Source organism: Bacillus sp. P4_E1 (assembly GCF_056401715.1).
In genome coordinates this window covers 25,827-38,975 of sequence record NZ_JBFUIV010000018.1, presented here as the reverse complement: position 1 = coordinate 38,975, position 13,149 = coordinate 25,827, and the positions used below count along the sequence as shown (strand labels likewise).

Here is a 13,149-nt window from a genome sequence, read left to right as displayed (position 1 = left end):
AATGGATGTTCCAAATTAAAAAGGCTGCTGTTCTAGGTTCAGGCGTAATGGGTTCAGGGATTGCGGCACACTTAGCTAATATTGGTATTCCGACATTATTGCTTGATATTGTACCACCTGCGCTTACGAAAGAAGAAGAGGCGAAGGGACTTACATTAGAACATAAAAGTGTGAGAAATCGTTTTAGTAATACGGCTGTGCAAAAACTATTAAAGCAAAAACCAGCTCCTCTGACAGTGAAAGGAAATTTAGCACTGATTGAAGCAGGTAACTTAGAAGATGATCTTGAGCGTCTAGCTGATGTAGATTGGATTATTGAAGTAGTAGTTGAAAACTTAGATATAAAGAAGAAACTATTTGAAAAAGTAGATGCTGTTCGTAAACCAGGCTCAATTGTGAGCTCAAATACATCAGGCATTTCCGTTGAAAAAATGGCAGAGGGTCGTTCAGACGACTTCCAGAAACACTTCTTAGGAACACACTTTTTTAACCCACCACGATATTTAAAACTTCTAGAGGTAATACCGACGAAAGAAACTGATCCACAAGTATTAAGCTTCATGAAACTATTTGGCGAAGACGTTCTTGGAAAAGGCGTTGTTATCGCAAAAGACACACCAAACTTTATTGGAAACCGCATCGGTACGTATGGATTGCTTGTAACGCTTCAAGAAATGATTAAGCGTGGCTATAGCATTGGAGAAGTTGACTCTGTAACAGGTCCATTAATTGGTCGTCCGAAGAGCGCAACGTTCCGTACATTAGATGTTGTTGGTTTAGATACATTTGTACACGTTGCAAATAACGTATATGAAAATGTACAAGAAGAAGAGCGTGATGTATTTAAAGTACCTGCTTTCATGCATGACATGCTTGATAAAAAATGGCTTGGAAGCAAAACAGGTCAAGGCTTCTTCTTAAAACAAGGAAAAGAAATTTTAGAACTAAATCCTGAAACGATGGAATACGAAGCTCGCAAGAAATTAAAAGCTGCATCTATCGAGTTAAGTAAACAAGAAAAAGGTTTATCGAATAAATTGAAAGCGCTTGTATACGCGAAAGACCGCGCAGGAGAGTTGTTATGGAACATCATCACACCAACTCTTTTATACTCTGCAAAACTTCATAAAGAAATTGCTGACGATATCGTTGCAATTGACCAAGCGATGAAGTGGGGCTTCGGCTGGGAGCAAGGGCCATTTGAAGTTTGGGATGCAATCGGCGTTGAAAAGTCCGTTCAAAAGATGGAAGAAAACGGCGTAGTTGTTCCGACTTGGGTGAAAGAAATGGTAGAGAAAGGTTTCACTACTTTCTACAAACACGATAACGGAGATAGCTACTATTACGATAATGGCGAATATAAGCTAATCGAACGTAATAAAAAGGCAATTTCTCTTAAACAATTAAAAGCGAAAAATGGCGTATTAAAGAAAAATAGCGGAGCGAGCTTAATCGATTTAGGCGATGGTATCCTTTGCTTAGAATTCCATTCGAAGAGCAATGCAATCGGTATGGATATTACGCAAATGATTAACTACGCTGTTGATGAAGTAGAGAAAAATTATAAAGGTCTTGTTATCGGAAACCAATCGAAGAACTTCTGCGTTGGTGCGAACCTTGCAATGATCTTAATGGAAGCACAAGACGACAACTACTTTGAAATTGAGTGGGTTGTGAAAAACTTCCAAGATGCAATGACGAAAATTAAGTACTCTTCTAAGCCAGTTGTAGCGGCGCCATATGGTATGACGCTTGGCGGCGGTACAGAAGTTTGTTTACCAGCAGCGAGCATTCAAGCTTCTAGCGAAACATATATGGGCTTAGTAGAAGTAGGTGTTGGCTTAATCCCTGGCGGAGGCGGTAACAAAGAGTTATACATTAAACACTTAAACAAAATGGCAAACGGTGTAGAATTTGACTTACAAAAAGTTGCGAATAAAGTATTCGAATCTGTAGCGATGGCGAAAGTTTCTACATCAGCACAAGAAGCTGTATCGAACAACTTCTTAGGCGATAAAGACGGTATTAGTGTGAATGGTGATCACTTACTATATGATGCGAAACAAAAAGCACTTTCTTTATATGAAGCAGGTTATAAAGCACCTATCCGCAAAAAGATACCAGTTGTTGGTGAGACAGGATATGCAGCGCTTGTACTTGGTGCAGAGGCAATGCATTTATCAGGTTACATTTCTGAACATGATCTGCACATTGCGAAGAAACTGGCATATGTCATTGCGGGCGGAAAAGTACCGTACGGAACAGAAGTTGATGAGCAGTATTTATTAGATGTAGAACGTGAAGCATTTATTAGCTTAGTAAGTGAGATGAAATCACAAGCAAGAATGCAGCACATGCTTGTAAAAGGAAAACCATTACGTAACTAATAACGAGGGGAGATATCGTTCATGAGAGAAGCTGTCATTGTTGCGGGAGCAAGAACACCAATTGGAAAAGCAAAGAGGGGTTCATTAAAAACAGTTCGTCCTGACGATCTAGGGGCGTTAGTAGTAAAAGAAACGTTAAAGCGTGCGAATTATGAAGGACCAATTGATGATTTAATTTTCGGTTGTGCGATGCCAGAAGCAGAGCAAGGTTTAAATATGGCTCGTAATATCGGCGGGCTAGCAGGACTTTCTTACGATGTTCCAGCTATTACAATTAACCGTTACTGTTCTTCAGGTTTACAAAGTATCGCTTACGGAGCAGAGCGCATTATGCTTGGTCACTCTGAAGCTGTATTATCAGGCGGAGCGGAATCAATGAGTTTAGTTCCAATGATGGGGCACGTTGTTCGTCCGAACAGTCGCCTTGTAGAAGCTGCTCCAGAATATTATATGGGTATGGGACATACAGCAGAGCAAGTTGCTGTGAAATATGGAATTTCTCGTGAAGAACAAGATGCATTTGCAGTAAGAAGTCATCAACGTGCTGCGAAAGCATTAGCTGCAGGGAACTTTGCGGATGAAACAGTATCTGTAGATGTGACGTTACGCTCGGTTGGATCAAACAACAAACTGCAAGAAGAAACAATCATTTTCGCACAAGACGAAGGTGTAAGAGCAGAGACGACGCTAGACATTTTAGGTAAATTACGTCCAGCATTTAACGTTCGCGGTTCTGTAACGGCTGGTAACTCTTCACAAATGAGTGACGGTGCAGCATCTGTACTATTAATGGATCGTGAAAAAGCAGTGAGCGATGGCATGAAGCCACTTGCAAAATTCCGTTCATTCGCAGTAGCTGGAGTACCACCAGAAGTAATGGGAATCGGCCCAATTGCTGCAATTCCGAAAGCGTTAAAATTAGCTGGTTTAGAGCTATCTGATATCGGTCTATTTGAACTAAATGAAGCATTCGCTTCTCAATCTATCCAAGTTATTCGTGAACTTGGTCTAGATGAAGAAAAAGTAAACGTAAACGGCGGTGCAATCGCACTTGGACATCCACTTGGCTGTACAGGAGCAAAACTAACACTATCTCTTATTCACGAAATGAAACGTCGCAACCAACAATTCGGTATCGTAACAATGTGTATCGGCGGCGGAATGGGAGCAGCGGGAGTGTTTGAATTACTATAAAAAAGTGGAAGCGGCTCGCTCAGAATGTGAGGGGGATGGAGCTTCAGACGAAGAGGCGCTGTTTGCCTCGTAGGAAGAAGCGAAGCCATCGAACATTCTAGCCGCTGGAACTGGATTATAAAAAAAGTGGAAGTGGCTTGCTCAGAACAGGAGGGCGTTGGAAGCCCTGACGAAGAGGCGCTGTTTGCCTCACAGGAAGGGGTGAAACGACCGACTGTTCTAGCCACTGGAACTGGATTATAAAAAAAGTGGAAGTGGCTTGCTCAGAACAAGAGGGCGCTAAAGCAAAGAATGGAAGCAACAAAGGTTTATAAAAAATAAAATTGAGAGCCAGCTTCTTTCAAAATGAGAGAAGCGGCTTATGAAAATATGAAGGAGGAAATTTTCATGGAAAAAACAGTAGGAAATGCGGTTAAAGGCGGTAGCTTTTTAGTAGAGGAAATTACAATTGATCAAGTGTTTACGCCAGAAGATTTTTCATCTGAGCATAAAATGATTGCAAAAACGACAGAGGACTTTATCGTAAATGAAGTTCTTCCAGAGCTTGAATATTTAGAGCAACACGAGTTTGATCGTTCTGTTCGTCTTTTAAAAGAAGCTGGTGAACTTGGTTTACTAGGTGCTGACGTACCAGAAGAGTACGGCGGAATTGGTCTTGATAAAGTAAGCTCAGCGTTAATCGCAGAGAAATTCTCGCGCGCTGGTGGTTTTGCAATCACTCACGGTGCTCACGTTGGTATCGGATCTTTACCAATCGTATTATTCGGTAACGAAGAGCAAAAGAAAAAATATTTACCACTACTTGCAACTGGTGAAAAATTAGCGGCATACGCATTAACTGAGCCAGGTTCAGGATCTGACGCATTAGGTGCGAAAACAACTGCACGTTTAAATGCAGAAGGTACACATTACGTATTAAATGGTGAAAAACAATGGATTACAAACTCTGCATTCGCTGACGTATTTATCGTATACGCAAAAATTGATGGAGAGCACTTCTCAGCATTTATCGTAGAGAAAGAATATGCTGGCGTATCTACAAGCCCAGAAGAAAAGAAAATGGGTATTAAATGTTCTTCAACTCGTACGTTAATTTTAGAAGATGCATTAGTACCGAAAGAAAACTTACTTGGTGAAATCGGTAAAGGTCATATTATCGCGTTCAACATTTTAAATATCGGTCGTTATAAATTAGGTGTTGGTACAGTTGGATCTGCGAAACGTGCAGTAGAAATTTCAGCACAATATGCAAATCAACGTCAACAATTCAAACAACCAATCGCTCGCTTCCCATTAATTCAAGAGAAACTTGCGAATATGGCAGCGAAAACATATGCAGCTGAAAGCTCTGTATATCGTACAGTAGGTTTATTCGAAAGCCGCATGAGCACATTATCTGAAGAAGAAGTAAAGGACGGTAAAGCAGTAGCAGCTTCTATCGCTGAATATGCAATCGAGTGCTCTTTAAATAAAGTATTCGGTTCTGAAGTGTTAGATTATACAGTAGATGAAGGTGTTCAAATTCACGGTGGTTACGGATTTATGGCAGAGTACGAGATTGAAAGAATGTACCGCGATTCTCGTATTAACCGTATTTTCGAAGGCACGAACGAAATTAACCGCCTAATCGTACCAGGTACGTTCTTACGTAAAGCGATGAAAGGTGAATTACCATTACTACAAAAAGCACAAAAATTACAAGAAGAGTTAATGATGATGATGCCAGAAGAAGTAGGCGATGAGCCATTAGCACTTCAAAAATATTTAGTAAAGAACGCGAAGAAAATCGGCTTAATGGTAGCTGGATTAGCTGCTCAAAAATACGGTAAAGCATTAGATAAAGAGCAAGAAATTCTTGTGAATATCGCTGACATCGTAAGCAATCTTTACGCAATGGAATCAGCTCTTCTTCGTACAGAAAAAGCAATTAAAACAACTGGTCTTGAAAAGAATAAACAAAAAGTGTTATACACTGAAGTATTCTGCCAAGAAGCATTCAACGAAATCGAAGCAGATGCGAAAGAAACACTTATCGCAGTTGAAAATGGCGACATGCTGCGCATGATGTTATCATCATTACGCAAATTAACTCGCCACACACCACTTAATGTAATTCCGAAGAAACGTGAAATTGCTGCGAAAATTTTAGAAGATGAGCGTTATACAGTTTAATAGATAAGAGAGAACCAGTGGCCTGTTGGCTGCTGGTTTTTTTATCGATGGATTCTTGAGAAGGGCTGTTTTACATATGTATTTGTAAACGGATTTTTTTAATGGAGGTAAAGGAGATGAAGTTAATAAGAGTAGGAACAGTTCATCAGCTCGCATTTTTACCGCGTCTCTTTCCAATTAACTGTTACTTTGTCGAAGAAGAAACAGGATTAACTTTAATTGATGCTGCTTTACCATTTTGTGCAAAGAAGATTTTAGAAGCGGCTCGAAAAATAGGGAAACCGATTACGAATATCGTTATTACACATGCGCATGATGACCATATAGGAGCACTTGATGCGATAAAACAAGAGCTGCCGGATGTTACGGTTTATATTTCTAAAAGAGATGCTCATTTACTTGAAGGAGATATGGCACTGCAAAATGGAGAACGAAACACACCGATAAAAGTGGGTGTGTCCAAAAAGATAAAGACGATTCCAGATATTCTTCTTCAAGAGGGTGATCAGATTGGTTCTCTTTTAGCGATTGAGACTCCAGGTCATACACCAGGTTCAATGGCGTTTTTAGATACGAGGAACGATGCACTAATTGTTGGAGATGCATTTCAAACGAGGGGCGGGATAGCGGTAGCGGGGCAATTGAAGTGGCTTTTTCCGTTTCCTATGTTTGGTACTTGGGATGCAGAAGTTTCATTAACAAGCGCTCAGAAATTGCTGGAGTATAAGCCGTCTATATTGGCGACGGGGCATGGGAAGATGATTAAAGATCCGTTAGTGCAAATGCAGAAAGCGATTGAAGAAGCGGAAAGGAATTTAATGAGAAAGAGCCTCAAATAATTTTGAGGCTCTTTTTTGCTAGATGATATTATTTTGTAGGCTTTAGAAATGTATATATCGCTAATACGAAGTTGAAAAACATAAATACGAAAGGGTCTTGGCTTGGATTCGGATCATAATTTTTTTGAGTGTTTATAAGACATTCTAGTGGTATTTCTAGATGTCTTTTTTTTATGAATATGATTTAAAAAGAATCAAATAATAAATGGTGAATGAACAAAGAAAGGTAGGAGTATTTTATGCAAAACTTAACAGAGCTTGAAGTTGAAAACTTACGTCATTTAATTGGTGGTCATGCGACGATTATTAACAAATTGGACCAGTATGCACAGGCTTGTACAGATCCACAGCTAAAGCAAATGCTACAAAAGGATGCACAAGATGCACGAAATACGAAACAGCAATTAATGACTTTTTTAGGATAGGGGGAAAAGAGAAATGAATGAAAAAGATATGGTAAATGATTATTTAGCAGGGTTAAATTCAAGTTTAACAAGTTATGCAAATTATATTTCTCAGTCTGATAATGAACAGTTACATCAAACGTTAATTCAAATTCGTAATCAAGATGAATCCCGTCAACGTAATATGTATGAATATGCAAAGCAAAAAAGTTATTATAAGCCGGCAGCACCTGCTAATCCAATGATTGTGCAGCAATTGAAAAGTCAATTAAGTGCGGAATAGTGTGATGAAAAAAACGAGCGAATGGATTCGCTCGTTTTTTTGTTTGGTATATGTCAATAAATACATAATAAATATTTTTTCAGTTGTAACAAATATGACGAAAATTAAATATAACAATTCACAAAAAGGACAAAAACTTTGCTCAATATTTCACAAAGTATCCATGGTTTCTATCGTGAGAACCTCTATAATTAGGGGTGTAAAGAACGAAAGAAATAGACTACATGATCAATTAGGAGAGATTGCTATGAATAGAAACACAAGAAAAATTGCAATTATCGGTACTGGATTAGTTGGATCAAGCTGTGCGTATTCCATTGTAAACCAAGGGATTTGCGAAGAGCTATTGTTAATTGATATAAATCATGAACGTGCAGTTGGAGAAGCGATGGACTTATCACATTGCATTAACTTTACAAATACAAGAACAAAAGTATATGCAGGAAGTTATGAAGACTGCAAAGATATGGACATTGTCATTATTACAGCAGGACCAGCGCCGAAGCCTGGACAAAGTCGTTTAGACACTTTAGGAGCAAGCGCTAAGATTATGGAGGGTGTTGTTGGCGGCGTAATGGAAAGTGGATTTGATGGCATTTTCTTACTCGCATCGAACCCAGTTGACATTATTACATATCAAGTGTGGAAGCTATCTGGATTACCTAGAAATCGTGTGATTGGTACAGGTACATCACTAGATTCTTCTCGCTTAAGAACAATTTTATCTGAAATGTTACATGTAGACCCTCGTAGTATTCATGGGTATTCATTAGGAGAACATGGTGATTCTCAAATGGTTGCTTGGTCTCACGTAACTGTTGGTGGAAAACCGATTTTACAAATTTTAGAAGAGAAAAAAGACCAATTTGGTGAAATAGATTTAGATGAAATTGTTGAGAAGACTGCAAAAGCTGGATGGGAAATTTATAAGCGCAAAGGAACTACTTATTACGGAATCGGAAATTCTTTAGCTTATATTGCTCGCTCAATTTTCAATGATGATCACCGTGTTATCGCTGTTTCAGCTATTTTAGATGGTGAATATGGCGAATATGATATTTGTACAGGAGTACCAGCAATTATTACTAGAGACGGTGTAAGAGAAGTGGTAGAACTAAACTTATCAGAAGATGAAGAAAGTCGCTTTGCAAAATCAAACGATGTTTTACGCGATTATATGAAAACAATTGGTTACTAAATTATAGGAGAAGGTGAAACAAATGAAGGAATATATAATGTCTCGTGTGTTTAAAGCTTCTGCCGGAATCGCACAGGGTATTTTCGTATCCCTTGGAATTGGTTTACTGATCGAAAATATAGGAAGAATTGTTGATATACCATTACTTATTACAATCGGAGTTGTTGCAAAATCACTTATGGCACCAGCAATTGGAGCCGGGATTGCCTTTATGCTCGGTGCAAACGGACTCGTAATTTTCTCAGCGATGGTAGCTGGAGCAATTGGAGCTGGTTCAATTTCAATTACTGAAGCTGGTCTCATCATTAAAACAGGTGAACCAATCGGTGCATTATTAACAGCGACTTTAGCAGTTTATATTGGTAAACGATTAAGTGGAAAAACTGCTTTAGATATGATGCTCGTTCCATTTGCAGCAATATTAGGTTCTGGTTTAGTCGGTATTTGGTTAGCTCAAAATATTAGCCCAGTTTTAAATACAGTTGGAGCATTCATTAAAGATAGTTCAGCTGGTAGCCCGTTTATCGCTTCTATCGTGATTGCTGTAGTTTGGGGATTGTTACTTATCTCTCCAGCTTCATCAGCTGCGTTAGCGATAGCACTTAGCTTAGACGGCGTTGCAGGCGGTGCAGCACTTGCAGGATGTGTTGCTCAGTTTATCGGATTCTCTGTTATTTCAGCGAAAGAGAATAATTTAGGTGGCATATTAGCTCAGGCACTTTGTACTCCAAAAGTACAGTTGCCGAACATTACTAAAAATCCAATGATTCTCATCCCAACTGTCGTCGCCAGTGCTATAGTGGGTCCAGTATCAGCATTAATTTTCCAACTGGAAGCAGGAAAAGAAATTGCAGGTCTTGGATTAAGCTCTCTTATCGCACCAATTAATTTAATTTCCAGCCAAGGGTGGGAAGTTGTCCCAGCGATGGTAATCACTTATATCATCATTCCAGTAGCTGTTTCTTATATACTGTACATTGCTCTTAAAAAAGCAGGTCGTATTCATTCTGGTGATATGACTGTACCGCAATCTTAATTTGAAAATCTCCTTAATAATAGATAAAAGCAGACTGAGAAGACACAGTCTGCTTTTTTACATTTTATGATTTTGTTTTACTGGAACTGTTACTGTTTCTTTTGCTAATAAGAGCTGGACACCGAAGTATAGTACGCTTGCGAGCGTCATTCCAGAAATGGCGTCTACAAATGCATGCTGCTTCGTAAATAATGTTGATAAAATAATAAGCGTACCGAAGAAAGTAAGGATGTAATATTCCAAAGTATGCTGTTCCTTGCGCTTAAAGGCAGCTAACATAATTACAAATGTCGTAAGGACATGAATGCTTGGGAAACAGTTTACTGGATGATCAATACTATAAATATAGCGGACTAGTTCGGAAAATACGTCTGTTCCAACGACGGTTGGGCGTGGTACAGTTGTCTGCCAAAAAAAATAAATCGAAAAACAAGCAAGTTTTCCAAGAATTACACTACTTAAAGTGACATAATATTGCTTTCGATCAGCAAAACAGTAATAAATAAGTGCACCGTATAAGTATGGAAACCAAAGTAAGTAAGGAATAATAAATGCTTTCACAAATGGAATCCAATCATCTACTACAGTTGTTACATCTACTGCGTGAACAGTAGATTTATTTAATACATCGTAAAGGGGACTTACGAGTACGAGTAGAAGTATATAACTTAACGGAAGAAGAGATGAAAGTTTAAATTTCTTCATGATAATCTCCTATGTTTTAGTAATGTAAATAAATTCAATTGATTATAATATAGAAAATCCAATTGGGCTATCGATTTTACTTACATTTTCTTGAATTCACCTTACATTTTTGTCACTTGACTAAAAAGAGGGGGAGGGTGCTATATGAAGCGTTCATTTTATTTCTTAGTTTTTATATTGTTATGCCTAGTGAGTACTGGGTGTGCAAAGGATAAAGAAGGAGAGAAATTAGAATACAACGGGAGAGCACTCGTAATTGGAGTTGTTGGTGAAAAGCCGAAAGATACGTTTAGAAATATAAAGTTTGAAAACGTTAAGTTAGAGGAGATGCACGAGAAATCAGCAAAGGTTGATGGTTTTCTCGTCATGAAAGAATATTTTCAAGAAGCATCAAAGGAACAGTATACGGACTTATTTTTATCATTAAAGAAACCAGTGTTTTTTATCGGTTTAAAGGATAGACCATATTTGATTTTTACTGAAAAAGATTTAGATTATGACAATGCGCCAAGAGATAGAGCGATGATGTATACGCAAGGGTTTGTAAACATGGGAAGCCCTGAAGGACAGTATTGGGGTATGGGGTTATATAATGATACTGTTTCCGATCAAAGTATTCATAATATGTATATCATAGTATTTCAAACAATTTCGGACTATTTAAGTCGATGATGAAGGAGCCTGTAAAAGGGCTCTTTTTATTTTTAAATAAACGTTTGTTTAAGAGGTATGTTCGGTATGGAAGAATTCATGTATTCCAAAGGTTGGGGTAGAAAAACATGAAATTAATCAAACGTTTGTTTAAGGTATATGTTCGGTATAAAAGAATCTACGTATTCCAAAGGTTGAGGTAGAAAAATATGAAATTAATCAAACGTTTGTTTAAGATATATGTTCGGCGTGGGATGAGAAAAAATTTTAAAAAAATTATATATTTATTTTTTCTTAATAAATGGCGGAAAAATAAGAAAAATTAGCAGGATTATTAAAAATTATCACGAAATAAGTAAAAGTTTAGCGAATAATCGTTTGAAATAATAAAATGTTTTCTATATGATAAAGGTAAAGGTTAGTAAAAAAGTAGGTGAATTTATGACAGTAACATTTTATTCATATCCAAAATGTGGCACATGTCAAAAAGCAAAGAAATGGTTTGAGGCAAACGATGTAGCATATGAGATGATTCATATTGTTGAAAATCCACCGTCAAAAGAAGATTTACGTAATTTACATGAGAAAAGTGAATTACCATTAAAAAAATTCTTTAATACAAGTGGAATGCGTTACCGCGAACTTGGTTTAAAAGATAAGTTAAAGGATGCAAGCGAAGACGAAATGTATGAGCTTTTAGCATCTGATGGCATGTTAATTAAACGTCCAATTGTAACAGATGGAACGAGTGTAACACTTGGTTTTAACGAAGAGCAGTTTGAAAGTGTGTGGAAAAAGTACCAATAAGGTATTTTTACATAATTAATACATTCACTGGAGGTACAGTCATGAGCATTCCAAATAATTTACGTTACTCTGAAGAACACGAATGGGTAAAAACAGAAGGTAATGCGGTTGTTATCGGTATTACTCATTTTGCGCAAGGTGAGTTAGGCGATATCGTATTCGTTGAACTTCCTGAAGTAGGTGCAACAATCCAAGCTGACGAGCCATTCGGAAGTGTAGAATCTGTTAAAACAGTTTCTGAGTTATACGCACCTGTAAGTGGTAAAGTTGTAGCAGTAAACGAAGAATTAAGTGACCAACCAGAACTAGTTAACGAATCTCCATACGAGGGTGCATGGATGGTTAAAGTTGAACTTTCTGATGCAAGCCAAGTTGAGAAGTTATTAACTGCAGAAAAATATGCAGAAATGACAAACCAAGACTAATTATAGTCGAAGAAAAAGGACAGCCTTTGTGCTGTCCTTTTTTATGTTGTGTACATAATGAATTTAAAAACATATATATTAATTATTATGTAGGAGAACGTTTTTGAAAAACTTTTTTCATGGAGGCTTCATGCTGAGCGAGCCGCTTGCGGTTTTCATTGTCTAGCTCCAGCGGGCTAGATTGTTCGGTGGCTTCGCGTCTTCCTGTGAGGCAAAAGGCGCCTCTACGTCAGAAGCTCCATCCCCCTCACAATCTGAACGAGCCGCTTGCGCTTTTCTTTTGCAAAAATAAACAGGAAACAACATGAAAATAACGAATATACTATATACTAAGTTAAAGGTTGTATAGTATATGGTGATCGGGTGATGACATATGATTTATGTGGAAAAAGTCATTATTGTAGAAGGTAAATCGGATAGAAGAAAGATTGAATCTATTATTCGTGAACCAGTGGAAATTGTTTGTACAAATGGTACAATTGGTTTGTCGAAAATGGATGAGCTCATTGATCAATTTTTTGATAAGGACGTATATGTGCTAGTGGATGCTGATGATGCAGGAGAAAAGTTAAGGAAACAATTCCGAAAAGAATTTCCGCAAGCAGAGCATATTTATATTGATCGCTCGTATCGCGAGGTGGCGACTGCACCTTCTTCACATTTAGCAAATGTATTATGGGGAGCAGACATTGACGTTTATACAGAATATTTACGGTAAGGAATGATAGAAGTGATTGATTGGACAGGTGCCGAAGCTACAGCCCTAATAGGAAATGAAGAAAAAACAGTGTTATATGTGTATACACCAATGTGTGGAACATGCCAATTGGCAAAGAAGATGTTAACGGTCGTTGAGATGACGATTGAAGATTTGAAAATTGGAATGTTAGATTTAAATTATGCCCCGCATTTAGCGAAAGAGTATGGGATAGAAAGTGTACCGTGTTTACTTATTTTTGAAAATGGGACACTGATGAAGAAAATATATGCATTTCATTCGGTTGAATATTTATATACGGAATTAAAGTAGGCGGCAAAGTTTTTGCCG

The 13,149-nt window shown here is 37.9% G+C and carries 14 protein-coding genes; 13 read left to right on the top strand and 1 reads right to left on the bottom strand.

All coding sequences use genetic code 11. The annotated features are described in order from the left end of the window. Window positions 1-5: 5 nt before the first annotated feature. From AC1DS7_RS21865 to AC1DS7_RS21830, 8 genes are all read left to right on the top strand, one after another. Window positions 6-2,387 (top strand): 3-hydroxyacyl-CoA dehydrogenase/enoyl-CoA hydratase family protein, encoded by a 2,382-nt coding sequence (locus AC1DS7_RS21865; RefSeq protein WP_061673679.1) that lies wholly within the window; start codon window positions 6-8, stop codon window positions 2,385-2,387. 21 nt (window positions 2,388-2,408) lie between these two features. Beyond that, the gene (locus AC1DS7_RS21860) at window positions 2,409-3,581 is read left to right on the top strand and encodes an acetyl-CoA C-acetyltransferase (protein WP_001206332.1); all 1,173 of its coding nucleotides are present in this window, start codon (window positions 2,409-2,411) and stop codon (window positions 3,579-3,581) included. A 387-nt stretch (window positions 3,582-3,968) separates the two neighbouring features. Then, window positions 3,969-5,753, top strand: a complete 1,785-nt coding sequence (locus AC1DS7_RS21855) for an acyl-CoA dehydrogenase family protein (protein ID WP_002145035.1) — start codon at window positions 3,969-3,971, stop codon at window positions 5,751-5,753. A gap of 116 nt (window positions 5,754-5,869) precedes the next feature. Then, window positions 5,870-6,592 carry an MBL fold metallo-hydrolase gene (locus tag AC1DS7_RS21850; protein WP_215588591.1) on the top strand — a complete coding sequence of 241 codons (723 nt, stop codon included), beginning with the start codon at window positions 5,870-5,872 and terminating at the stop codon, window positions 6,590-6,592. Between the two features lie 239 nt (window positions 6,593-6,831). After that, complete coding sequence (locus tag AC1DS7_RS21845; RefSeq protein WP_001180550.1) at window positions 6,832-7,017, top strand: hypothetical protein; 186 nt, start codon at window positions 6,832-6,834, stop codon at window positions 7,015-7,017. Window positions 7,018-7,030: 13 nt separating this feature from the next. Further along, entirely contained in the window at window positions 7,031-7,279 is a 249-nt protein-coding gene (locus AC1DS7_RS21840; protein ID WP_002034620.1) for a spore coat protein, read from the top strand. 247 nt (window positions 7,280-7,526) lie between these two features. Further along, window positions 7,527-8,477 carry an L-lactate dehydrogenase gene (locus tag AC1DS7_RS21835; protein WP_002034621.1) on the top strand — a complete coding sequence of 317 codons (951 nt, stop codon included), beginning with the start codon at window positions 7,527-7,529 and terminating at the stop codon, window positions 8,475-8,477. A gap of 22 nt (window positions 8,478-8,499) precedes the next feature. Further along, entirely contained in the window at window positions 8,500-9,513 is a 1,014-nt protein-coding gene (locus AC1DS7_RS21830; RefSeq protein WP_002143642.1) for a PTS sugar transporter subunit IIC, read from the top strand. A gap of 57 nt (window positions 9,514-9,570) precedes the next feature. Here AC1DS7_RS21830 and AC1DS7_RS21825 read toward each other — a convergent pair whose 3' ends face one another. After that, the gene (locus tag AC1DS7_RS21825; RefSeq protein ID WP_016102225.1) at window positions 9,571-10,218 is read right to left on the bottom strand and encodes a phosphatase PAP2 family protein; all 648 of its coding nucleotides are present in this window, start codon (window positions 10,216-10,218) and stop codon (window positions 9,571-9,573) included. A 144-nt stretch (window positions 10,219-10,362) separates the two neighbouring features. Here AC1DS7_RS21825 and AC1DS7_RS21820 point away from each other — a divergent pair, with 144 nt between their 5' ends. From AC1DS7_RS21820 to AC1DS7_RS21800, 5 genes are all read left to right on the top strand, one after another. After that, on the top strand, window positions 10,363-10,890 hold the full coding sequence (locus tag AC1DS7_RS21820; RefSeq protein ID WP_476999206.1) for a hypothetical protein: 528 nt from the start codon (window positions 10,363-10,365) through the stop codon (window positions 10,888-10,890). Window positions 10,891-11,310: 420 nt separating this feature from the next. After that, window positions 11,311-11,676, top strand: a complete 366-nt coding sequence (locus AC1DS7_RS21815) for an arsenate reductase family protein (RefSeq protein ID WP_002129756.1) — start codon at window positions 11,311-11,313, stop codon at window positions 11,674-11,676. Window positions 11,677-11,717: 41 nt separating this feature from the next. Next, a complete protein-coding gene (gene gcvH / locus AC1DS7_RS21810; RefSeq protein ID WP_000026895.1) occupies window positions 11,718-12,101 on the top strand; it encodes a glycine cleavage system protein GcvH in 384 nt (127 codons plus the stop codon). Window positions 12,102-12,474: 373 nt separating this feature from the next. Continuing rightward, window positions 12,475-12,819 carry a toprim domain-containing protein gene (locus tag AC1DS7_RS21805; RefSeq protein WP_000640865.1) on the top strand — a complete coding sequence of 115 codons (345 nt, stop codon included), beginning with the start codon at window positions 12,475-12,477 and terminating at the stop codon, window positions 12,817-12,819. 3 nt (window positions 12,820-12,822) lie between these two features. Further along, on the top strand, window positions 12,823-13,131 hold the full coding sequence (locus AC1DS7_RS21800) for a thioredoxin family protein (protein WP_002015940.1): 309 nt from the start codon (window positions 12,823-12,825) through the stop codon (window positions 13,129-13,131). The last annotated feature ends 18 nt before the right edge of the window (window positions 13,132-13,149 follow it).